Genomic DNA, 21,338 nt, shown 5'->3' on the forward strand with positions numbered 1-21,338 from the left:
AGACGATCTTAAGTAAGATGCGATTCTGAATAAAAGGGGCTTTTGAGATAATGAGCGAGTTTACATCCGGATTTCTAACTTTAAATACGAAAAAATCCCTGGAAAGCATGGCTGAACAAAGTTCTGTCATAAAGGCTGCTGAACTCAACGCTGAATGGCTTATTTTCTTGAATGGTGATGCCATCCTGGGCAATGAGGTACCGGATTATGCAAAACAAATATCTATGGTGCTGCCTGTATTATACTTTTATCACGATAAAGATCATTGTTGGGGATATAATTTATTCGAATCAGGTGAAATTGCAGCTGATTTTGAATTGGATTATGAAGCAAAAAATAGTATGGTCATTGAATTGGCGGAGAAGCTGTACCCGGATAAAGACATTATTGCGTTCCTCTATTTGGATGAGGAAGGAAGCGATATACGTGAACGGCTTGATGAAATAGTTGAGGATAACTACCTTGAGATGGTTCGAAAGAATCTTGAAAAAGCAAATCTGGATTCATTTAACCTGTTTCATAAAAGTAAAGACACCATTAATAAACTTAAAAATATAATGAGGGTTGAATATTTTCAAACGCTGGTTAGCCCCCATGAATTGGTTGAGGAATTTAAAGAGTTAATCGGTATTTCTGAAATGAGCCGTTAGGGCGGATCGTGTTTGGAATCATTTGAAGATCATTTTCCCAGCTTGGGTTAATAGAAGTTAATTAAAATCATTCCTCTTGTTCATTGGGTTAATACAAATACCAATGGATGAGAGGATTTTTGTTTTCAGCAATAATCTCCATCAACAAAGCAAAGTATAATCAACAGGAGAACTCAATGTGATTTTGTAATAAACTATACAAATAAGTAAGACTTTATTTTTACCTTGCGTATCCTTTGAAGCCAATCATTCGTTTACCAATTGAAGCGACAAATATGAGGAGGTGCCGCGTCGTGAGAAATTTCCCGAGTCCATCCGCGGAAAAAAGAATCGGGGTACTGCCGGATATGGAGCGGCTGCTGTCCACTCTGAAGCGATACTGTCTTTCGATTACCAACAGCTCCTGGGATGCCGAGGATCTGATGCAGGAAACCTGTGTAAGAGCGCTCCCTGTCGTGAATGGAACCCGGCTTCACCCGAATCCGACAGCCTATGTGCTGCGAATTGCCAAGAACCTCTCCATTGATCACGCACGCCGCAAGCATTCGACTGAGCTTGTAACGGATCAACATATGCAGAATATTTTCGATGATATGGAGAATGATTGTGAAATCGAAGATGCCCTGCGTCTGCTGGTGCTTCATCTTTCGCCTTTGCAGCGAAATGTGTTTCTGCTTAGGGAAGTTTTCAGATATACAGGGGCAGAAGTCGCAGGCTTTCTGAAAACATCGGAAGGCGCCGTCAAGGCGGCCCTTCATCGCGCCCGCACCACCATAGGACGTCTCACATGGGATGCGTCTAACAAGGAATCGGTTAATTCTGGTGATTCGGATTTCAATGAAATACTGCTCGCATATATGACGGCTGTCCGCGAAGCGAATCCGCAAGCAATCGTGCTGCTGGCTCTGGCGAATAATGGACAGATGGACACTATTCAGGCCGTCAGCCATGCAAAGCGCCTGTCCGTATCTGCACCTTCGGCGTCAGCAGGCACATCAAATACGGCAAGTTCCCGGTGGAATTTATTTGCAGCGGCTTAAACCACAATTGAAAGGGGATCATTCCATGAATTTAACACCTTATGTTATTGAGCAGAACAAGAGCGGAGAACGCAGCTATGATATATATTCGAGGCTGCTGAAAGACCGGATCATCATGGTCAGCGGCGAGGTGGAGGACAGCATGGCGGGCTCCATTGTTGCTCAACTGCTATTCCTTGCTGCGGACGATCCGGAGAAGGATATCACCTTGTATGTGAACAGTCCCGGAGGATCGGTAACTGCCGGTTTTTCCATCTACGATACGATGCAGCTGATCAAGCCGGATGTGTCTACGGTCTGTACCGGGTTTGCCGGCAGCTGGGGGGCCGTTCTGCTGACTGGGGGAGCCAAAGGTAAACGTTATGCTCTTCCCCACAGTGAAGTCATGATTCATCAGCCTCTTGGCGGCGCACGCGGCCAGGCGACGGATATTCAAATCCACGCCAGCTGGATCATGAAGACACGTGAGAAAATCAACAAGGTGCTCGCTCATCACACAGGCCAGACGATTGAGCGGATTGAACTGGACTGCGACCGTGATAATTTCATGTCTGCCGAGGAAGCAAAAGCCTATGGACTGATCGATGGGATCATAACCGACATGTCCGGCGGAGCAGCCTAAAGGTGAATATCAAATAAATCAAGACAAAAGGAGCTGATCCGGCTGATTTATGGCCGGCAAGCTCCTTTTTTGACCTTATAGCTTGTAAAAAGCATCACGCCTATAACTAACGTTTGGATTTAAATGAAGAATTGGCTGCGATGCCACAGGACAGCGAAATCGTTTCTTCATACTGCAGCGGATTTTCCTTAAGTCACGTATTCTCTCCTGGACGCGGGGGACGCGGGCGCTTCTCGCGGAAACGCGACTGGAGATAATTCCGTTTTTTGTCGCGGAAGAAGGTCCAGCCTCCGATAAATCCGGCTCCTGCCAGAAATAGCAGCAGCCCGCCGATAAATAGCAGCCATTCGAAGTTCGGATTTATCTGGTCATCGCCAAAGGATGAAAAATAGTGAAACACGGCATCCTTCATCAGCAGAAAACCGTAGGTCGCCCCAAGTCCGGGGATAACTAACAATAAGATAGCAATAAAGCGGATCACAATCTGTTTCATAATACCAATTCCTCCTGAATATAAGCAGAAGCCGTACAACGATACTGGCGGAGAAGTCTCCTCATTCACCTGTTAATCATACCTTTTTACGCCCTTACTGTCCATTTGCAAAAGAGGTGCTGTTTTCCCGGACATGAAAAACAGGTACAATAGAAACAGGGGAGAGAAAAAACGGTCCGCAAGCATCAGTTTTTCTTATTGGCCACCCGGCCTACAAGTGAAAGGGGAACGAAAATGACCATTCCATGCGATATAGCCATCATTGGCGGAGGCATTGCGGGATATACAGCTGCCATCAGAGCGGCCCAGGCAGGCAAGAAGGTTGTCATTATAGAGAAGGAAAAGCTTGGCGGCACATGCCTGCATAAAGGCTGCATCCCGAGTAAAGCGCTTTTGCGCAGCGCCGAGATTTACTCCACGCTGCTCAAGGCGGATACATACGGAATTAAAGTGGCGGAGGGTGCCGTCACCGTTGATTTTCCAGGCGTCCAGCAGCGCAAAGAACAGACCGTAGAACAGCTGTACAAAGGTCTTCAATATTTGATGCGCAAGCACAATATCACGATTATTTCGGGAGCCGGACGGGTCATTGGCCCATCGATTTTTTCTCCGCGCAGCGGCAGCGTTGCGGTAGAGCTTGCGGATGGCGAGATGGAAACGGTTGTACCGGTTCATTTGATGATTGCCACTGGCTCCAGACCGCGCACCCTGCCAGGATTGCCAGCTGATCCTGCGCAGGTGATGACAAGCGACGAAGCGCTGGTCATGGAGCAGCTTCCAGCATCGATTCTCATCATCGGCGGAGGGGTTATCGGTGTGGAATGGGCTTCAATGCTGATCGATTTCGGCGTGGAGGTAACGCTAGTGGAAACAGCGGCCCGTCTTCTGCCCGGAGAAGATGCGGAAGTTTCGGCTGAGCTTACCAAACAGCTTGGAAAACGAGGTGTCCGCATATTGACGGGCATTCAATTGAAGCTCGATACGTATACCTATAAAGACGGACAAGCTTCGCTGGAGGCAGATACGAGCGAGGGTAAAGTCATTCTGGCGGCTGAGAAGCTGCTGGTTTCCGTGGGACGGCAGGCCAATATCGAGGGAATCGGGCTGGAGAACACAGATATTCAGTTGAATACGGATGTTATCCGGGTTAACGGTAACTTCCAGACAACCGAGCCTCATATTTATGCTATCGGCGATGTGAACGGCGGACTGCAGCTGGCGCATGCTGCAGCGCATGAAGCGATGATTGCCGTTGAACATTTGCTTGGAAACAAACCGTATGGTACCGCCCATGCCCAAATACCCCGCGCTATTTACAGCCATCCGGAGATCGCTTCAATCGGCTTGACGGAGGAAGAGGCGCGCAGGCAGGGCCATGACATCAAGATTGGCAAAATCCCTTTTCAGGCCATTGGAAAAGCTCTTATCCTGGGCGAGCCGGGAGGCTTTGCAAAAGTGATCGCAGATAAAAAAACGAATGATATTATCGGTGTCCATCTTGTCGGTCCGCATGCGACAGATCTGCTCTCCGAGGCGTCTCTGGCACTGCTGATGGACGCAGCTCCCTGGGAGGTGGGACAGGTTATCCACCCGCACCCGACGCTTTCTGAGGCGCTGGGCGAAGCGATGCTGGCCGTCGATGGCAATGCAACCGTCATATAAGATCAAGCCCGACAGATATACCGATTTCTGAATGGATTTCCTTTTAAATGAAAGTCGGTTATAATAGGTATAGTCAAGTCTTAGTACCAGGTTATAATAGCAGCCAAAAGGAGGGCATCCCTCATGACGCAACCCGAATCCACACTGCAACAATCCAGACATGCCAAGCTCGGTTTGACGGACGAGCAGGCCATCGACATGTACGTCACGATGATGACAGCACGTTTGTACGACGAAAGAGGACTTTTGCTTCAGCGCGCAGGCAAAATTAATTTTCACGTATCCGGTATCGGACAGGAAGCGGCACAGGTGGGCGCGGCTTTTGCGCTTGACCGCGATGTCGATTACTTCCTCCCGTACTACCGCGATTACGCGCTTGTGCTCGCTGTCGGGATGACGCTTCGCGAGCTGATGCTTTCGGTATTCGCCAAAGCGGAAGACCCCAACAGCGCGGGCAGGCAGATGCCGGGCCATTTTGGCTCCAAGCGGCTGCGTATCGTTACCGGCTCCAGCCCGGTTACAACCCAGGTTCCTCATGCGGTCGGCATTGCTTTGTCGGCGAAGATGAGGAAACAGAAGCTGGTGAGCTTCGTCACCTTCGGCGAGGGCTCCAGCAACCAGGGCGATTTTCACGAAGGCTGTAATTTCGCAGGCGTTCATAAGCTGCCCGTCATTCTTTTTTGCGAAAATAATCAATACGCAATTTCGGTTCCGCTGCATAAGCAGGTAAGCGGACGGATTGCCGACAGGGCGATCGGTTATGGTTTCCCGGGCTACCAGGTGGACGGCAACGATCCTCTGGAGGTATACCGTGTCGTGAAGGAAGCCCGCGCCCGCGCAGTTGCCGGTGAAGGGCCAACACTGATTGAAGCGATGATGTACCGCTTGTCTCCCCACTCCACCTCGGATAATGATCTGGCTTACCGGACTAAGGAAGAGGTTGACGAGAATCGGGCGAAGGACGGAATACCCAAATACAAACAATATCTGATGGAATGCGGCTTATGGAGCGACCGGCAGGATGAGGAGCTTCACAAGAAGCTCAAGGCGCTTCTGGATGATGCAACATCTTATGGAGACAAGGCGCCGTTCCAGGCTCCCGAGGATATTTTGCTCCATGTGTACGATGAAGGTCAAGGCGAAGGGGGAGGACGCTAACCATGCCGATGATGGAATATATTGATGCGATCCGCCTCGCTATGAAGGAAGAAATGGAACGTGACGAGAATGTTTTCGTACTGGGCGAGGATGTCGGATATAAGGGCGGGGTGTTCACCACCACGAAAGGGCTGCTGGAACAGTTCGGCGAAGCCCGGGTGATGGATACGCCGCTTGCCGAATCGGCAATTGCCGGGGTCGCCATTGGCGCAGCTATGGTCGGCATGAAGCCGATCGCCGAGATGCAGTACTCTGATTTTATGTTTCCCGCAACGAATCAAATTATTAGCGAGGCGGCCAAAATCCGCTACCGCTCCAATAACGACTGGTCCTGTCCGGTTGTCATCCGCGCTCCTATCGGAGGCGGGATATTCGGCGGGTTGTACCACTCGCAATGTCCGGAATCCGTTTTTTTCGGCACGCCTGGCCTTAAGATTGTAACGCCTTACTCGGCCTATGACGCCAAAGGGCTGCTGAAAGCCGCGGTGCGTGATCCCGATCCGGTGCTTTTCTTTGAAAACAAGAAATGCTACAAGCTTGTCGTAGGCGATGTTCCGACTGACGATTACACCGTGCCTATCGGTAAAGCCAATGTTCTGCGTGAAGGTGACGATATTACCGTCATCAGCTACAGCATGCCGCTTCACTTTGCCATGCAGGCGGCTGAAGAACTGGCGGAGGAAGGCATTACCGCCCACATTCTTGACCTGCGGACGCTTCAGCCGCTGGACAAGGAAGCGGTGCTGGAAGCCGCCCGCCGCACGGGCAAAGTGCTTATTGTGCATGAGGACAATAAATTCGGCGGTGTAGGGGCAGAGGTGTCAGCCATTATCGCGGAGGAAATGCTGTATGAGCTTGATGCTCCAATCATGAGGTTATGCGGGCCGGATGTACCGGCAATGCCGATCAACCCGCCGGGAGAAAAGCATTTCATGTTGAATAAAGAAAAAGTGAAAGAAGCGATGAGGCATCTGGCACTTTATTAGGAGTGGTGTAAATGAAAATCGTGACGGAGATCGTCATGCCGCAGCTTGCGGAATCTCTTGTATCGGCGACGATCGACAAATGGCTGAAACAGCCTGGCGACACCATCGAAATGTACGAACCGATATGTGAAATTATTACAGACAAAGTCAACGCCGAGCTGCCTTCCACACTAGAGGGCATCATTGTCAAAATATTGGTAGGCGCCGGCGAGAATGTGCCTGTTGGCACGCCAGTCTGTCTGGTTGAAGTGGAAGAGGAAGGCAGCGCGGCGCTACCGCCTGCAGGCACGTCCTCTGGCGCGGGTAATGGCTCCAGGAGTGCCCAAGGCGCTGCTGCTCTCTCAAGCGCGGGAGCCGCTTATAACACAGGCGGCGGTCAATCTGTGGCGGTTCAGGAAGAGGGCGATATCAGCATGCGCCACCGCTTCTCGCCCGCAGTGCAGCAGCTGGCGGCCGAACATGGCGTTAACCTGGCCCATGTGCCGGGAACGGGTCTTGGCGGGCGGATAACCCGCAAGGATATCCTTGCTTTTATCGAATCCGCAGGAAACAATAACAGGACAACGGCGAGTCCGGCAGGAAACTCTGCAGCGTCGCCGCAGCTTCAGGCGGTCCGCTCAACAGGACTGCATTTGACGGATACGCCGCCGATCCCGACGATTGAAGTCGAGGGCCGTTCGACGTCAGGCCGGGAATATTTTATCGATGTGACGCCTGTACGCAATGCCATTGCGCGCAATATGCGTCAAAGCGCATCGGAAATTCCCCATGCCTGGACGATGATCGAAGTGGACGTGACGAATCTGGTCGTGCTCCGCAACAAGCTCAAGGATGAATTCATCAAACGCGAAGGCATCAATTTGACCTATCTGGCTTTCATGCTCAAGGCCGTTGTGAATGCGATTAAAGATGTGCCAATCATGAATTCCGTATGGGCGGTTGACAAAATCGTCGTGAAGCGGGATATTAATCTCGGGCTTGCAGTTGGCACGGAGGATGCGGTCAAGGTGCCGGTCATCAAAAATGCCGATCAGAAAAATATCGCCGGACTCGCCCGCGAGATCGACGATCTGGCGCGCAAAACACGTGAAGGCAAGCTTACGCTCTCTGATATGGAAGGCGGCACGTTCACGGTAAACAATACGGGATCGTTTGGTTCGATCGCTTCGTATCCGATTATTAATTACCCTCAAGCAGCGATCATTACATTTGAATCCATTGTCAAGCGGCCTGTTGTGATTGACGACATGATTGCCGTCCGTTCCATGGCCAATTTATGCCTGTCACTGGATCACCGTATTTTGGACGGCGTTATTTGCGGCCGTTTCCTGCAGCGTGTGAAGGAGAATCTGGAAGGCTTCAATATGGACACGAAATTGTACTGAGACGAGGTACGGATTATGATGAATGCAGCAGCGGCGCAACCGCTGGATATTACGTATACGCCTATGCTCGGGTACGCAGAAGCATGGGATTTGCAGAAAACCTATGTGAAAGAAATCGATAAGGAGGAGCGAGTCGAATCGCTTCTTCTTCTTCAGCATCCGCCGACTTATACGGTTGGCTCTCAGAATCACCCGGAGCATCTTCTGTACTCGGAAGAGGAGCTTGCGCAGCGGGGCATCGGCCTGTTCAAGATCGACCGCGGCGGAGATATTACCTATCACGGTCCGGGACAGCTTGTGGGCTATCCGCTGCTCTATCTTGATGCGGTGGGACTTGATCTGCATGGCTATTTGCGGCGTTTGGAGCAGGTATTCATCGACTGGCTGGGCGAATACGGCATAAAAGGCGGCCGGAAGCCGGATTATACGGGCGTGTGGGTGGACGACAAGAAGATTACCGCGATCGGCGTCAAATTCAATAAAGCCCGGACCCGCCGCGGTTTTGTGACGAGTCATGGCTTCGCCTTGAATGTGAAGGCGGGCATCGCAGAGGATGGCTTCCAAGGGATTATTCCGTGTGGGATTCAGGATTTTGCGGTCACCTCATTTGCCGATTTGACAGGTATTCATTTGACAGTCGAGCAGGCGGCTGCCGGCATTATTCCCCATTTTTGCCGTCAGTTTGGCTACAAGGAACCGGCTGCATCCGGATTATTCGAAAATCCAGCCAATGCCAACAATCAAGGTAGATAACAGCATTGCCGAAATAATCATCCAGATAAACACTTTCATGATCCGGTTGACACGCATGAAGGCATGCTCCTTTCGTGTAGAATAAGGTCCATACTTTACTATTGTAAACGATAGAGAAGGACGGTGGAAAGTGTATGATCAAAGAGAAGCGTTTGGTAGACGAATTTATGGAGCTTGTACGCATCGATAGCGAGACGGGCAATGAACGTCAAATCTGTGATGTGCTGACCGCCAAATTTAAGGCGCTGGGCCTTTCTGTAGAGGAAGATGACACCGCGCAGAAGACGGGTCATGGCGCCGGGAATTTGATCGCCAGGCTGGAAGGCCGCGGCGCTGACGGAGCTCAGATGATCTTCTTCACCTCGCATATGGATACGGTCACGCCGGGCATTGGAATCAAGCCGCAGATTGATGCCGACGGCTATATCCGCAGCGACGGCACGACAATTCTTGGCAGCGACGACAAGGCCGGTCTCGCTGCGATGATGGAAGCGATCCGTGTGCTGCAGGAGAACAATCTGCCGCATGGACCTGTGCAGTTCATCATTACGGCAGGTGAGGAATCCGGCCTGGTTGGCGCCAGGGCGCTGGACCGCTCCAAGCTGGAGGCCAAGTTTGGCTATGCCCTGGACTCCAACGGCAGAATAGGCGATATCGCCGTAGCCGCTCCATCCCAGGCGAAGATTACAATCAAAATCTTCGGTAAGTCCGCTCATGCCGGCGTTAATCCGGAGGACGGCATCAGTGCCATTCAAGTGGCGGGCAAGGCAATTGCCCGTATGTCGCTGGGACGCATCGATCACGAAACGACAGCTAATATTGGAAGATTCGAAGGCGGCGGGGCGACGAATATCGTTTGCGATTACGCCAAGCTTGACGCTGAAGCGCGCAGTATCGTGCAGGAGAAGCTGGATAAGCAGATTACAGCCATGCGCGAAGCGGTGGAGAGCACGGTGGCTGATTATGGTGCGAGAGCGGATTTTCAAAGCCAGATCATTTATCCCGCTTATGCTTATGATGATGGCGATCCGGTGGTTGAGCTGGCCAAGGAAGCGATCAGAGGGATCGGGGGAGAACCGCGGACCTTTCATTCCGGGGGAGGCAGCGATGCCAATATTTTCAACGGCCTGGGTGTTCCGACTGTGAATCTGGCCATCGGTTATGAGCATATTCATACGACCAAGGAACAGATTAAAGTGGAAGATCTGGTTAAAACAGCTTCTCTCGTCGTTGAGATTATTGCTCAGGCGAATAAACGGGGATAACTTCAGTCATCTGAATAACCGACAAGAAGACCGGACAATAATTTGTCCGGTCTTTATCCAAGTTATGGAATGATGGCAGTATTCAGCGGCTGGCAGGGCGGCGATGCTCCAGATAATCTCCCAACGTGCCGGCGGATTTGATTTTGCTCCCGCGAATGTGAGCAGGGCTTTGCTGCACCATTAATTTTAACTGATGGCGGATTTCCCAGGCTTTGCCGACAAGCGTTAACTGACTGGAGAAGGAATATTGTTTCATCACCGTAAACCCCCTTTAATTATTTATAATCATTTGGCGGAAATTTTAACCATTCAGCAGCTTTGTTTGATTTGTGCGGCTTCAACTGAAAAGAAAGTTATATGCTTAATCTTATGCGGGAAACAGGATGGGTATGACAAGGTTGTCTTACTCGCCTGTTGAATAACAACTAGGAGTGAAGGAACATGCTGGAACATACGGATGAGTACCGTGAGCCAACGGTATCGACAGAGCCTGTTTTTCAAGGAAAAGTGATTTCGCTGCAGGTGGATACCGTGACGCTTCCGGGGGGCGGTACGGCAACAAGGGAAATTATCCGGCATCCGGGAGCTGCCGCCGTACTGGCACTCATTGACGGCAAAATGCTTGTTGTGGAGCAGTACCGGAAAGCGATGGAAAAATTTCAGATCGAAATCCCTGCCGGCAAGCTGGATGCGGGCGAGGATCCCATGGCGGCGGCCGCTCGCGAGCTGGAGGAAGAGACCGGATACAGGGCAGGCAAGCTTCGTCCGCTCAGCGCGTTCTATACTTCCCCGGGTTTTGCTAATGAGAAGCTCTACATGTATGTGGCGGAAGATCTTGTGAAGGGCGACAGCCGCCCGGATGAGGATGAATTTTTGGCTGTGGAGGCAATCACCTTCGAGCAGGCGCAGCAGTATATCCGCGAGGAGCGCATCAGCGATGCGAAGACTATTCTGGCTGTATACGCCTGGCATATATACCGGCTTACGGGGGAGATCCGGCTGTAATGGGGGCAGTGAAGCTTGGGCGGGTATTCGCTGATCTCCATCTGCATATCGGGCGGACGGAAAGCGGCGAGCCGGTCAAAATAAGCGGCAGCCGCGATTTGACCTTCCGCAATATAGCCCATGAAGCTGCCATCCGCAAAGGAATCGGCCTGCTTGGCGTTATCGACTGTCATTCTCCCGGCGTGCAGAAGGATATTATCCGTCTGCTGGACAGCGGGGAGATGGAGGAGGTCCCGGGCGGGGGGATCCGCTACCGGGATACAACGATTTTGCTGGGAGCGGAAATCGAAGTCAGGGATGAGGGATGCGGTCCTGCCCATCATCTTGCCTACCTTCCCACACTTGCGGACATGACGCAGTTCACAACATGGATGGCACGTCACATGAAAAATGTAAATCTCAGCTCGCAGCGCCTTTATGTGCCTGCCAGACTACTGCAGGAGGAAGTGAAGAGCAGGGGCGGCTTGTTCATCCCGGCTCATATCTTCACTCCGCATAAGAGCCTGTTCGGCAGCTGCTCCGACCGGCTGGATCAAACGCTGGACCCGGCGCTGATTGATGCCGTGGAGCTGGGGCTAAGCTCGGACAGCCGCATGGCCGGCCTGATTCCCGATCTTGATAAGCTTCCATTCGTAACAAATTCCGATGCTCATTCGCTGGGCAAGATCGGACGCGAATATAATGAGCTCCTGCTCGCCGAGCCTTCCTTTGCCGAACTTGCACTTGCGCTTCGCGGCGAGTCGGGCAGAGCCATTACAGCAAATTATGGCCTCAATCCGGTACTGGGCAAATATCACCGGACCTACTGCGTGAACTGCGGCGAGCTGGCGGAAGAGACGAATGCGGCGGGGCGTTGTGTACACTGCGGCAGTCCAAAGCAGGTGCGCGGGGTAATGGACCGCATCGAGCAGCTTGCCGCACAGGCCGGCAGAGAGAAGCCTTTTGTACCGGAGAACAGGCCGCCTTATGTGTATCAGGTTCCATTGGAATTTATCCCCGGGGTTGGGAAGCGGTCGATGGACAAGCTGCTTGCCAGGTTTGGCACGGAGATGCAGATTCTTCATGACGCGCCGATTACAGAAGTCGCGGAGACGGCGGGAGAGGCTGCGGCAGAGGTGATCGCAGCTTCCCGTTCCGGCACGCTTGTTCTTCAGGCCGGAGGCGGAGGGCGATATGGCAGGGTCGCGAAGTTATAGAGTCCGCCCAACTGAAATGAACCGCTTCCGGCGCAATCATGGTCATTGAACGCACTCAGGCAAATCAGACGGTATAGCGGAGACGGCTTGGACATACAATGAACCATCCGGCTCTTTTGGAGGGATATGTCATGCGTTCTTCTTCGCTGCAACCGATGATTAAGGACCAGCTGGTCCTTTATGTATTTGTATCTGTTCTGTTTGTTGTTGGTCTTGTATTCGGTGCGCTGCTGGTCAATGCGCTGACGCTTGACCAGCAGCAGGATCTGGCCGGCGATGTTCAGCAATTTGCCCAGCGCATCCAATCGGGGATGCTCGAAGGCAGCACGGAGTCATTCTGGGAACGCGCCATATTCCACGCCAAATGGATTATTCTAATATGGGTGCTTGGACTTACTGTTGTGGGGATGCCCCTTGTTCTGGCACTGGATTTCCTGAAGGGGGTTCTGGTCGGTTTTGCCGTCGGCACACTGGTCAGCCAGCATGAATGGAAGGGGCTGCTCTTCTCTTTGGTATCGGTCGCTCCCGCCAACCTGATTGTGGTGCCCGCGCTTCTTATCGCAAGCGTTTCTGCCGTATCGTTTTCCATTTATATTATCAAGAACAGACTGCTTGGCAGCTACGGCTCCATGAGCCAATCGTTTATTTCACATACCTCGACGGGTGTGCTCATGATCTTCATTGCACTGGGGGCGGCGCTGGTGGAATCATTCATCTCGCCGGTTCTTCTGAAGTGGGCGGTGCCGCTCATATCGGGCCTTGGCAGCGGATTGTAATCATTCTAAAAAAGTTTGACTTTCCTCGCGATGTGCCCCTATAATTATATCAAGTGTTTCCGGTGATAGGCACGAAGCAGTTGCGAGGGGGGAAGCCATGGAATCCCGGATTGATAAGATTAAGCAGCAGCTTCAGTCGCAAGGGTACAAGCTGACCCCGCAGCGCGAAGCGACAGTACGTGTATTATTGGAGAACGAAGAGGATCATCTGAGCGCGGAAGATGTCTTTATGCTTGTTAAGGATAAAGCGCCGGAGATTGGACTCGCTACCGTATACCGGACGCTTGAGCTGTTAAGCGAGCTGCATGTAGTCGAGAAGCTGAATTTTGGAGACGGCGTGGCCAGATATGACCTGCGCACGGATAATAACAAGCATCATCATCACCATCTGATTTGCGTGCAGTGCGGATCGATGGATGAAATATTGGAAGATTGGCTCGGTCCGCTTGAAGAACGGCTGGAGCTGGAATATGGATTTGCGGTCATCGATCATCGTCTTGATTTTCAAGGCATTTGCAGCCGCTGCCGCAGCAAGAACGAACAACAATAATCCTCATGGTGCGCCGCTCCTTCAGCATTGAAGGCTGCGACGCACACACGGGGATTTTTTTAATGTTTATGGACTTTTTTGATGCGGGCTGCCGTACTGCCAGCCTTGCGATGCGAATTATTAAAGCCGACGCTGTCTGTCAACCGGCGCCGGGAGAAGCGCAAGTATGGTTGTCTGATTGATTCGGGAACATTCAGCAGCCCGTAACCCTGTGACAGTCTGCTGTACCCCGGCAGATGGCAGGCGGCAGCTTCAAGGCGGCGCCTGACGGCTGATGGAGTCAGGCGGGGTTCAAGCGACAGCAGCAGCGCGGCTGTACCGGCTGCGTGGGGACTGGACATGCTGGTGCCGGATAGAATCTTGTAGCCGCCGTCAAGCCAGATTGATTTGATATCGCTGCCGGGCGCGGTGACAGCGATGCCTTTGCCTCTGCTGCTGTAAGGAGCAATCCTGTTGCTTCTTGTTGATGCGGCTACCGCAATGGATTCACGATATTTGGCCGGCTCATCGATACCTCCGCTCAGACGGCCGTTATTGCCGGCGGAGGCGGCTATTACAATTCCTTTCCTGCTCGCGCGGCGGACCGCCTCCCGCAGAGCCAGGCTCGTTCCACCCTCCAGACCAAGGCTCATATTAATGACAGGGATATTTTTTTCGATGCACCAGTTGATGCCTTCTATAATGTCGGATAAGTAGCCTTCACCGTTGGCATCAAGCGCTTTGACCGCATAAAGGCTGGCTCTTGGCGCGACTCCCGGAATTTGGCCTTTTGTCCCAAGAGCGGCCGCAATACCCGCAACATGGGTCCCGTGACCGTTATCGTCGCGATAGGACCTGCCATTTATCGTGTTTACACCTCCGGCGATATGCAAATCAGGATGCTTGGCGATGCCTGTATCAATGATGCCAATGCCCACCGTTTTGCCCAGGGTCAGCGGCCATACGCGGGGCGCTTTGACACGGCGAATGTTCCAGGTGATCCTTTTGGGGGAGAACCAGACTTCCGTTTGTTTTTTTCCATGCCTCTTCCTGTGGGAACGGGAGGCTTCGGGCAGGCTGTGCGCCTTTATTTTAAAATCCTCCTCCACATACTGGATGTGCGGATGATTGTTCAGCGCCTTCAGCCTATTCTTTTGCTTTGCATTGAGATGGCAGCAGATCGCCTTGCTTTCCTGTATGCTTTTGATGGGATGGATGCCCTCGCTGTAAAGCTCCTTCACCGCTTTTATATACTGCGAGCGTTGTTTAAAACCGATTACAGTGCGTCTGGTTGACGCATCCGCCCGGTCTTTAATACACCTTTTAAGCAATCGTTCAAGCTTTTGCAAGGTATGCCCTCCTTTAATAATCCATTGTATGGGGGCAAATGCTTCCGGGCATGGGCAGCTGCCGCCCTGGCTGCACATAATTTGCAGCACAGCAGGAAAACGTATCGTCGAGGACTGTCAACAACGTCCATTCCCTGCATATGAAGAATAATAGCTATGCTTAGGAGGAGTTCGTATGAGAATCGGAGTGCCGAAGGAAATCAAATCAAGCGAGTATCGGGTGGCCCTTACGCCGGCCGGCGCTGCTGTATTGGCTGCTGCCGGACATCAGGTGATGATTGAGCCGGGAGCAGGAGAGGGAAGCGGCTTTCCGGATGAATTATTCGCTGCCGAAGGCGCCCATATCGGCACGGATGCGGCGGATGTGTGGAGCAGCTCCGATATGATCATGAAGGTCAAGGAGCCGCTGCCGGAAGAATACCGTTTTTTTCGCCCTGGACTTGTATTATTTACGTATTTGCATCTGGCTGCAGCCGGGCCGCTTGCACAAGCGCTGGTTGATGCCAAGGTTTCGGCCATTGCTTACGAAACCATTCAGCTGGAGAACGGGAGTCTGCCGCTGCTGACGCCTATGAGCGAGGTGGCAGGACGGATGGCCGTACAGGTCGGCTCGCAGTTTCTGGAGGCTTTCTACGGCGGCAGAGGCGTACTCCTGGGGGGCGTGCCGGGTGTCCCTCCGGCGGAGGTCATTATTCTGGGCGGCGGAATCGTCGGCACCAATGCGGCCCGAATTGCGCTGGGGATGGGAGCAAGCGTGGTGATTCTGGAAAAGAGCGCCGAGCGCATGCGTTACCTTGATGAAGTGTTCGGCGGCCGGATTCAGACACTGATGTCGCATTCCTATAACATTGCCGCTGCAGTCCGAAGGGCGGATCTGCTTATCGGGGCGGTCCTGATCCCGGGTGCCAAGGCTCCGCATCTGGTCTCGGAGGAAATGGTCCAAACGATGAAAAAAGGATCGGTTATCGTCGATGTTGCGGTTGACCAGGGAGGTACTATTGCCACGATTGACCGGGTTACAACGCATTCCGACCCGATTTATGAGAAGCATGGCGTGCTTCATTATGCCGTAGCCAATATGCCGGGGGCGGTCCCGCGCACCTCAACCTACGCGCTGACGAATGTCACGATTCCTTATGCGCTGGAGCTTGCCAATCAGGGGCTGGAGCAGGCTGCCGTGCTCAACCCGTCGCTGGGCAAGGGTGTGAATACGTATAAAGGGCATGTTACCCACCCGCAGGTCGCGGAAGCGGTCGGCATGCCTTATGTTCCACTATAAGCCGACATAATCTTAACTGGCTTGGCTGCGCCGGTTGATCTGACATGAAAGGCGTCTCTCTCACATAAGGTGATGAAAGAGGACAACCGCCGGGGCAATTCCGGGGTATGCTTCTCCACCAAAAAAATGAGGAGACGATAACTATGGTCGTGTCGTTGCGCAGGTGGGTCAGGCGGATTTCTTTTACTTTGCTGCTTGCTATTCTCACCATACTGATGTATGGCGGCTGCCGGTTTGCCGCCGCCTGGATTGTTCCTTCCGATCCTTACCGCATTCCGCAGGGTCATGCGCTCAAAGTGTTTCAACCTTATGCTGTGGCTGAAGATACAAGCCTGTCCGAGAGGCTGAGAGTCTTTTACTGGTATGGTGAATAACGCCGCATGAGTGCCTGATTGCGCGGTTTCGACATGAAGTGGGCCCGTTTGGCAGGAAAACAGCGATGCCTGTGGAATATATCAGTTGTAGAGATTGTGAAGTTGAACGATTTACGGGAAAGGAACAACCCATGAAAGCTCATCTGCAGACGTTCATCCGTTTTTTGGAAGCCCAGAGAAGGCTTTCCTCAAATACGCTCACTTCCTATGAACGGGATCTGGTCTGTTTTCTCGATTTTTCGGCACAACAGGGCCTAACGCAAATCGTTGATATCCAAATGCATCATATTTCCCGTTATTTGCTCCAGCTTCGGCAGCAGGGGAGAGCTACGGCGACCGTGTCACGGCATACGGTTTCCATTCGCTCATTCTTTCATTACCTGACCAGCCAGCGGATGATCAATCATGATCCATCGCTGAATATGGAAACGCCCAAGCAGGAGAAGCGGATTCCGAAGGTGCTGACTGTCGAGGAAGTGGAGTGCCTGCTCGCTGCCCCAGATACCTCGACTCTCGCGGGAGTAAGGGATAAAGCGATGCTGGAGCTGCTGTATGCGACGGGTATCCGGGTATCCGAGCTGATTTCGCTTGATGTCGATCATATCAATTTATCGCTTGGCTTTATTCGCTGCGTGGGAGCGGGTGCCAAGGAGAGGATCATTCCGCTTGGGGGCATCGCGTGCGAGGCGCTCTCCGCTTATCTGGTATCCATTCGGCATACGCTGCTGAAGGAAGGGAGCGCCGAGAACGCTCTTTATCTGAATCAGCTGGGGACGCGCATGACCAGGCAGGGCTTTTGGAAGATGATCAAGAAATACACCATCGAAGCCGGGATCAAAAGTGAAATTACGCCGCATACGCTCCGTCATTCCTTTGCGGCGCATTTGCTGGAGAACGGGGCGGATTTGCGCAGCGTGCAGGAAATGCTGGGACATGCCGATATTTCCACCACACAGGTCTACATGCAGGTAACGAAGGCGCGCATCAAGGACGTTTATAATCAGGCCCATCCCAGGGCGAAAGTAAAGTAAGACGGCTTAAAGCCCATCACATCATGGATTGGAATAGGAGTGGTAGAACGATGAGATTTGATCGAATTGCGCTGATTGTACTTGACAGCGTCGGAATAGGTGAGCTTCCTGATGCCGCTTCTTTCGGAGATGAAGGCGCACACACGATCGGTCATATCCTGGAGCGAGTGCCCAACCTTGAGTTACCCCATTTACGCCGTTTTGGACTGGACCGGATCACTCCGCTTGGCAGTTGGACCCCCGAAGGCGAAGTAGTCGCTTCATATGGTAAAATGGCTGAGGTATCGGTCGGCAAGGATACGATGACAGGTCACTGGGAGCTGGCAGGCCTCAAGCTGACGACGCCATTCCGCACGTTTCCGGGCGGTTTTCCGCCTGATCTGCTTATGGCTTTCGAGGCCCGGACAGGCCGCGGCGTGCTCGGCAACAAGCCGGCCAGCGGCACGGACATTATTGAGGAGCTGGGCGAGGAACAGATCCGGACAGGCAAGTGGATCGTGTATACGTCAGCAGACAGCGTCTTCCAGATCGCAGCCCATGAATCAGTTATTCCACTGGACGAGCTGTACGAGGGATGCCGGATTGCCAGGGAGCTGACGCTGGACGACCGTTATTCCATTGGCCGCGTCATTGCAAGACCATACATAGGGGAGCCGGGAGCCTTCAAGCGTACGCCGAATCGCCATGATTACGCCGTTAAGCCTCCTGAGCCGACACTTTTGAATGCTCTTCAGGACAAAAATTATGATGTCATCGCAGTCGGAAAAATCAATGATATTTTCGACGGGGAGGGCGTTACCGAATCCCTCCCGACTAAGAGCAATGCGGACGGGATTCAAAAAACCCGCGAAATGCTGGAACGGCCGTTTAAAGGGCTGCTTTTCACCAATCTGGTGGATTTCGATTCCTTGTACGGCCATAGACGCGATCCCAAGGGCTATGCCGAGGCGCTTGAAGAATTTGACCGTGCGCTGCCGTCTCTAATGGAACCGCTGGGCGATCGGGATTTGTTGATCATTACGGCTGATCACGGCAATGATCCGACGCATGCGGGGACCGACCATACGAGGGAGTATGTCCCGCTGCTGGTGTACAGTCCTGCGCTTCAGTCTCCGGGGCCGCTTGGAGTCAGGTCGACGCTTGCGGATGTAGCCGCGACCATCGCGGATAATTTCGGAGTCAAGCCGCCGCAAAGCGGAGCATCCTTTATAAAAGGATTGCGTTAAAACATTTTATATGGCAGGGGCGAACAGGAATGACAATATTAAATGCGGTTCATATTGCCGAAGCGGCAGACTATATTACAAGCAGGACACAGCTTAAACCGCAAGTGGGACTTATTCTTGGATCGGGTTTAGGCATCCTTGGCGATAACCTGGAAAATGCGGTTACGATACCCTATGAGGACATTCCCCACTTTCCAATATCCACGGTTGAAGGCCATGCCGGAGAGCTCCTGATCGGAACGATATCCGGACGGGCTGTTGTGCTTATGCGCGGCCGGTTCCATATGTACGAGGGCTATGGACCGGAGCTTACTTCCTTCCCGGTGCGGGTGATGAAGTCCATCGGAGTAAGCATTCTGGTGGTCACCAATGCGGCGGGAGGCATCAATACAGGCTATGAGCCGGGCGATTTGATGCTGATCAGCGATCATATTAATTTGACGGGCCGCAATCCGCTCATCGGTCCGAATGAGGATGAGCTTGGCGTGCGGTTCCCCGATATGTCTGAGGCGTACAGCCGCCGGCTGCGCGCGCTTGCCGTCCAGACGGCCCGGCAGCAGGGCTTCTCCCTGCGCGAGGGTGTGTATATCGGCGTACTGGGTCCATCCTATGAAACACCTGCCGAAATTCGCATGATGCGGATTATGGGGGCGGATGCTGTCGGAATGTCGACGGTGGCTGAAGTTGTCGCAGCCCGTCATTCCGGCATCGAAGTGCTGGGAATTTCCTGCATAAGCAATATGGCATCGGGTATTTTGAATCAACCTTTGTCGCATCAAGAGGTGATGGAAACAACCGAAAAAGTAAAAACACGGTTCCTAGGTCTTGTAGAGGGGTTAATTCCGCTCCTTTAGTTGCGTTTTTTGTAACAAAATTGTAATAATGACCTCGACTGATTGTGACATTCTTTGTTCAGCAACCGTCGTATAATGTCCATGATAAAGCGAAAAAGTGAGGATTTTCATGGACAACCATACGAATCACCGATTGGAACGTTTACGGGGACAACTGGTGGCGACAGCTATGCGGCAGCAGACCTTTCTGCATGGCGACGTGCTGCTGCTCAGCCAGACGCTTGATTTGCTTATTTTGAAAGCACAAGCGGAAAAAAGCAAGCCGCTTGAAGAATCCAAGCCGGTTTAATTTCTCTTGATCCCGAACCACACAGGCACCCCTCATTAAGGAGGATGAAGAGATGCGGACCGTTGATCTCATTCGTAAAAAAAGAGGGGGCGGCTCCCTGACTGCCGGGGAGCTGTCATTTCTCATTGAAGGTTATTGCCAAGGCGACATCCCGGACTACCAGATGTCGGCCTGGGCAATGGCCGTTTTTTTTCGCGGCATGACTGCAGAGGAGACCGCTGAGTTGACGCTTGCTATGGCAAGATCGGGCGATCAGGTCGATCTCTCTTCCATTCGCGGCATCAAGGTGGACAAGCACAGCACTGGAGGCGTCGGCGATAAGACGACACTGATTGTCGCCCCTCTGGTTGCCGCATGCGGGGTACCCGTCGCAAAGATGTCCGGCAGAGGTTTGGGCCATACGGGCGGAACGATCGACAAGCTGGAATCGATGGCCGGTTTTCGCACGGAGCTCTCCAGAGAGCAGTTCTTCGCCCAGGTGAACGATATCGGTATAGCCGTTATCGGCCAAAGTGGCAATATTACGCCGGCAGACAAGAAGCTGTACGCCCTGCGGGATGTGACGGCTACTGTTGAATCGATTCCGCTCATCGCAAGCTCGGTTATGAGCAAGAAGATTGCCGCCGGAGCGGATGCCATTGTTCTGGATGTGAAAACAGGCAGCGGCGCCTTCATGAAATCGCTGGAAGAGTCGGAAGCGCTGGCGGCTGCGATGGTGAAGATCGGCTCGCAGGTTGGCCGCCAGACGGCAGCCCTGATCAGCGATATGGATCAGCCGCTCGGCTATGCCATCGGCAACGCGCTTGAAGTGGAGGAGGCCATTACGGTCCTGCAGGGACAGGGTCCCCGGGATCTGCTTGAACTATGCCTCGCGTTGAGCGCCCATATGGTTGTTCTGGGCGGGCAGGCGGATAATCTGGAAGCGGCGGAAAAGCTCCTGCGCGAGAAGCTGGAATCCGGGGCGGCGCTTGAGAAGTTCCGGGCTTTTGTCGCTGCACAGGGCGGTGATCCTGCTGTGGCGGATAATCCAGGCCTGCTGCCGAAGGCGCCCGAGATTATCAATGTGACAGCGCAGCAGGATGGTTTCGTGCAGCAGATTGATGCTGAGCAGCTTGGACTTGCTGCAATGCTCCTTGGCGCCGGCCGTGCAGCCAAAGAAGATGAAATCGACCATGCGGTTGGTTTGATGCTCAAGCTTAAGGTCGGCGACAGCGTGAAGACCGGCGACATCATTGCAGAGCTTCATGCGCGGGATCGCAGCCCGTCTGTCAGCGAAGTAGCGCAGCGCGTGCTTGCTGCATACACAATTGGCGGACAAGATCAGCCTGCCCGCAAGCCCTTGCTGCTGTCGGTCGTCACTTCGGACGGCATCAAACGGTTCGAGGCTTAAGCGATTTCCAATATGAGAGCCAAGGT

At 52.8% G+C, this 21,338-nt stretch carries 22 protein-coding genes and 1 pseudogene; 20 read left to right on the plus strand and 3 right to left on the minus strand.

Features of this window, described 5'->3' with window-relative positions:
- Positions 1 to 50 precede the first annotated feature (50 nt).
- From AC0YOA_RS10155 to clpP, 3 genes are all read left to right on the plus strand, one after another.
- Positions 51 to 650 (plus strand): hypothetical protein, encoded by a 600-nt coding sequence (locus AC0YOA_RS10155; RefSeq protein ID WP_475786464.1) that lies wholly within the window; start codon positions 51 to 53, stop codon positions 648 to 650.
- Positions 651 to 943: 293 nt separating this feature from the next.
- A complete protein-coding gene (locus AC0YOA_RS10160) occupies positions 944 to 1,690 on the plus strand; it encodes an RNA polymerase sigma factor (RefSeq protein ID WP_475786465.1) in 747 nt (248 codons plus the stop codon).
- A gap of 25 nt (positions 1,691 to 1,715) precedes the next feature.
- On the plus strand, positions 1,716 to 2,312 hold the full coding sequence (gene clpP / locus AC0YOA_RS10165) for an ATP-dependent Clp endopeptidase proteolytic subunit ClpP (RefSeq protein ID WP_210041800.1): 597 nt from the start codon (positions 1,716 to 1,718) through the stop codon (positions 2,310 to 2,312).
- Between the two features lie 193 nt (positions 2,313 to 2,505).
- On the opposite strand, the gene AC0YOA_RS10170 is transcribed toward clpP, so the two are convergent.
- A complete protein-coding gene (locus tag AC0YOA_RS10170; protein WP_475786466.1) occupies positions 2,506 to 2,805 on the minus strand; it encodes a DUF2627 domain-containing protein in 300 nt (99 codons plus the stop codon).
- A gap of 234 nt (positions 2,806 to 3,039) precedes the next feature.
- Between AC0YOA_RS10170 and lpdA the strand changes: the two genes are divergently transcribed.
- The 6 genes from lpdA to AC0YOA_RS10200 all read left to right on the plus strand — a co-directional run bounded on the left by lpdA (position 3,040) and on the right by AC0YOA_RS10200 (position 10,014).
- Positions 3,040 to 4,467 (plus strand): dihydrolipoyl dehydrogenase, encoded by a 1,428-nt coding sequence (lpdA, locus tag AC0YOA_RS10175; RefSeq protein WP_475786467.1) that lies wholly within the window; start codon positions 3,040 to 3,042, stop codon positions 4,465 to 4,467.
- Positions 4,468 to 4,590: 123 nt separating this feature from the next.
- On the plus strand, positions 4,591 to 5,625 hold the full coding sequence (locus tag AC0YOA_RS10180) for a thiamine pyrophosphate-dependent dehydrogenase E1 component subunit alpha (protein ID WP_475768009.1): 1,035 nt from the start codon (positions 4,591 to 4,593) through the stop codon (positions 5,623 to 5,625).
- A gap of 2 nt (positions 5,626 to 5,627) precedes the next feature.
- The gene (locus AC0YOA_RS10185) at positions 5,628 to 6,611 is read left to right on the plus strand and encodes an alpha-ketoacid dehydrogenase subunit beta (RefSeq protein ID WP_210041792.1); all 984 of its coding nucleotides are present in this window, start codon (positions 5,628 to 5,630) and stop codon (positions 6,609 to 6,611) included.
- An 11-nt stretch (positions 6,612 to 6,622) separates the two neighbouring features.
- Positions 6,623 to 7,996: a dihydrolipoamide acetyltransferase family protein gene (locus AC0YOA_RS10190; protein WP_475786468.1), complete on the plus strand. Its 1,374-nt coding sequence runs from the start codon at positions 6,623 to 6,625 to the stop codon at positions 7,994 to 7,996.
- Positions 7,997 to 8,011: 15 nt separating this feature from the next.
- Complete coding sequence (lipB, locus tag AC0YOA_RS10195) at positions 8,012 to 8,749, plus strand: lipoyl(octanoyl) transferase LipB (RefSeq protein ID WP_475768003.1); 738 nt, start codon at positions 8,012 to 8,014, stop codon at positions 8,747 to 8,749.
- 134 nt (positions 8,750 to 8,883) lie between these two features.
- Positions 8,884 to 10,014 (plus strand): M20/M25/M40 family metallo-hydrolase, encoded by a 1,131-nt coding sequence (locus AC0YOA_RS10200; RefSeq protein ID WP_475786469.1) that lies wholly within the window; start codon positions 8,884 to 8,886, stop codon positions 10,012 to 10,014.
- Positions 10,015 to 10,198: 184 nt separating this feature from the next.
- On the opposite strand, the pseudogene mciZ reads toward AC0YOA_RS10200, so the two are convergent.
- A pseudogene (gene mciZ, locus AC0YOA_RS10205) lies at positions 10,199 to 10,270 on the minus strand (Z-ring formation inhibitor MciZ); the annotation flags it as partial.
- 185 nt (positions 10,271 to 10,455) lie between these two features.
- Between mciZ and AC0YOA_RS10210 the strand changes: the two are divergent.
- From AC0YOA_RS10210 to fur, 4 genes are all read left to right on the plus strand, one after another.
- Entirely contained in the window at positions 10,456 to 11,019 is a 564-nt protein-coding gene (locus AC0YOA_RS10210; protein WP_210041763.1) for an NUDIX domain-containing protein, read from the plus strand.
- Positions 11,019 to 12,215: an endonuclease Q family protein gene (locus AC0YOA_RS10215; protein ID WP_475786470.1), complete on the plus strand. Its 1,197-nt coding sequence runs from the start codon at positions 11,019 to 11,021 to the stop codon at positions 12,213 to 12,215. Before AC0YOA_RS10210 ends, AC0YOA_RS10215 begins: the two co-directional genes overlap by 1 nt.
- A 131-nt stretch (positions 12,216 to 12,346) precedes the next feature.
- Positions 12,347 to 12,991 (plus strand): stage II sporulation protein M, encoded by a 645-nt coding sequence (spoIIM, locus tag AC0YOA_RS10220; RefSeq protein WP_210041759.1) that lies wholly within the window; start codon positions 12,347 to 12,349, stop codon positions 12,989 to 12,991.
- Between the two features lie 97 nt (positions 12,992 to 13,088).
- Positions 13,089 to 13,541, plus strand: coding sequence for a ferric iron uptake transcriptional regulator (fur, locus tag AC0YOA_RS10225; RefSeq protein ID WP_210041748.1), 453 nt, complete (start codon positions 13,089 to 13,091; stop codon positions 13,539 to 13,541).
- A 59-nt stretch (positions 13,542 to 13,600) separates the two neighbouring features.
- On the opposite strand, the gene AC0YOA_RS10230 is transcribed toward fur, so the two are convergent.
- Positions 13,601 to 14,869, minus strand: coding sequence for a S8 family peptidase (locus tag AC0YOA_RS10230; RefSeq protein ID WP_475786471.1), 1,269 nt, complete (start codon positions 14,867 to 14,869; stop codon positions 13,601 to 13,603).
- Between the two features lie 175 nt (positions 14,870 to 15,044).
- Here AC0YOA_RS10230 and ald point away from each other — a divergent pair, with 175 nt between their 5' ends.
- From ald to AC0YOA_RS10265, 7 genes are all read left to right on the plus strand, one after another.
- Positions 15,045 to 16,148: an alanine dehydrogenase gene (gene ald, locus AC0YOA_RS10235; protein WP_475786472.1), complete on the plus strand. Its 1,104-nt coding sequence runs from the start codon at positions 15,045 to 15,047 to the stop codon at positions 16,146 to 16,148.
- Positions 16,149 to 16,291: 143 nt separating this feature from the next.
- The gene (locus AC0YOA_RS10240; RefSeq protein WP_475786473.1) at positions 16,292 to 16,522 is read left to right on the plus strand and encodes a DUF4227 family protein; all 231 of its coding nucleotides are present in this window, start codon (positions 16,292 to 16,294) and stop codon (positions 16,520 to 16,522) included.
- Positions 16,523 to 16,653: 131 nt separating this feature from the next.
- A complete protein-coding gene (xerD, locus tag AC0YOA_RS10245) occupies positions 16,654 to 17,553 on the plus strand; it encodes a site-specific tyrosine recombinase XerD (protein ID WP_475786474.1) in 900 nt (299 codons plus the stop codon).
- A 50-nt stretch (positions 17,554 to 17,603) separates the two neighbouring features.
- A complete protein-coding gene (locus AC0YOA_RS10250; protein WP_210041736.1) occupies positions 17,604 to 18,779 on the plus strand; it encodes a phosphopentomutase in 1,176 nt (391 codons plus the stop codon).
- 29 nt (positions 18,780 to 18,808) lie between these two features.
- On the plus strand, positions 18,809 to 19,633 hold the full coding sequence (locus AC0YOA_RS10255; protein WP_475786475.1) for a purine-nucleoside phosphorylase: 825 nt from the start codon (positions 18,809 to 18,811) through the stop codon (positions 19,631 to 19,633).
- 109 nt (positions 19,634 to 19,742) lie between these two features.
- Positions 19,743 to 19,922 carry a Spo0E family sporulation regulatory protein-aspartic acid phosphatase gene (locus AC0YOA_RS10260; RefSeq protein WP_210041732.1) on the plus strand — a complete coding sequence of 60 codons (180 nt, stop codon included), beginning with the start codon at positions 19,743 to 19,745 and terminating at the stop codon, positions 19,920 to 19,922.
- 52 nt (positions 19,923 to 19,974) lie between these two features.
- Positions 19,975 to 21,312, plus strand: a complete 1,338-nt coding sequence (locus AC0YOA_RS10265) for a pyrimidine-nucleoside phosphorylase (RefSeq protein WP_475786476.1) — start codon at positions 19,975 to 19,977, stop codon at positions 21,310 to 21,312.
- The last annotated feature ends 26 nt before the right edge of the window (positions 21,313 to 21,338 follow it).

This window comes from Paenibacillus sp. JT22N12 (assembly GCF_056269365.1).

Bases quoted from the DNA above. Each gene is read 5' to 3' on its own strand.
- AC0YOA_RS10155 (WP_475786464.1), top strand. From the start codon at position 51: ATGAGCGAGTTTACATCCGGATTTCTAACTTTAAATACGAAAAAATCC.
- clpP (WP_210041800.1), top strand. From the start codon at position 1,716: ATGAATTTAACACCTTATGTTATTGAGCAGAACAAGAGCGGAGAACGC.
- AC0YOA_RS10170 (WP_475786466.1), bottom strand. From the start codon at position 2,805: ATGAAACAGATTGTGATCCGCTTTATTGCTATCTTATTGTTAGTTATC.
- lpdA (WP_475786467.1), top strand. From the start codon at position 3,040: ATGACCATTCCATGCGATATAGCCATCATTGGCGGAGGCATTGCGGGA.
- AC0YOA_RS10180 (WP_475768009.1), top strand. From the start codon at position 4,591: ATGACGCAACCCGAATCCACACTGCAACAATCCAGACATGCCAAGCTC.
- AC0YOA_RS10185 (WP_210041792.1), top strand. From the start codon at position 5,628: ATGCCGATGATGGAATATATTGATGCGATCCGCCTCGCTATGAAGGAA.
- AC0YOA_RS10190 (WP_475786468.1), top strand. From the start codon at position 6,623: ATGAAAATCGTGACGGAGATCGTCATGCCGCAGCTTGCGGAATCTCTT.
- lipB (WP_475768003.1), top strand. From the start codon at position 8,012: ATGATGAATGCAGCAGCGGCGCAACCGCTGGATATTACGTATACGCCT.
- AC0YOA_RS10200 (WP_475786469.1), top strand. From the start codon at position 8,884: ATGATCAAAGAGAAGCGTTTGGTAGACGAATTTATGGAGCTTGTACGC.
- AC0YOA_RS10210 (WP_210041763.1), top strand. From the start codon at position 10,456: ATGCTGGAACATACGGATGAGTACCGTGAGCCAACGGTATCGACAGAG.
- AC0YOA_RS10215 (WP_475786470.1), top strand. From the start codon at position 11,019: ATGGGGGCAGTGAAGCTTGGGCGGGTATTCGCTGATCTCCATCTGCAT.
- spoIIM (WP_210041759.1), top strand. From the start codon at position 12,347: ATGCGTTCTTCTTCGCTGCAACCGATGATTAAGGACCAGCTGGTCCTT.
- fur (WP_210041748.1), top strand. From the start codon at position 13,089: ATGGAATCCCGGATTGATAAGATTAAGCAGCAGCTTCAGTCGCAAGGG.
- ald (WP_475786472.1), top strand. From the start codon at position 15,045: ATGAGAATCGGAGTGCCGAAGGAAATCAAATCAAGCGAGTATCGGGTG.
- AC0YOA_RS10240 (WP_475786473.1), top strand. From the start codon at position 16,292: ATGGTCGTGTCGTTGCGCAGGTGGGTCAGGCGGATTTCTTTTACTTTG.
- xerD (WP_475786474.1), top strand. From the start codon at position 16,654: ATGAAAGCTCATCTGCAGACGTTCATCCGTTTTTTGGAAGCCCAGAGA.
- AC0YOA_RS10250 (WP_210041736.1), top strand. From the start codon at position 17,604: ATGAGATTTGATCGAATTGCGCTGATTGTACTTGACAGCGTCGGAATA.
- AC0YOA_RS10255 (WP_475786475.1), top strand. From the start codon at position 18,809: ATGACAATATTAAATGCGGTTCATATTGCCGAAGCGGCAGACTATATT.
- AC0YOA_RS10260 (WP_210041732.1), top strand. From the start codon at position 19,743: ATGGACAACCATACGAATCACCGATTGGAACGTTTACGGGGACAACTG.
- AC0YOA_RS10265 (WP_475786476.1), top strand. From the start codon at position 19,975: ATGCGGACCGTTGATCTCATTCGTAAAAAAAGAGGGGGCGGCTCCCTG.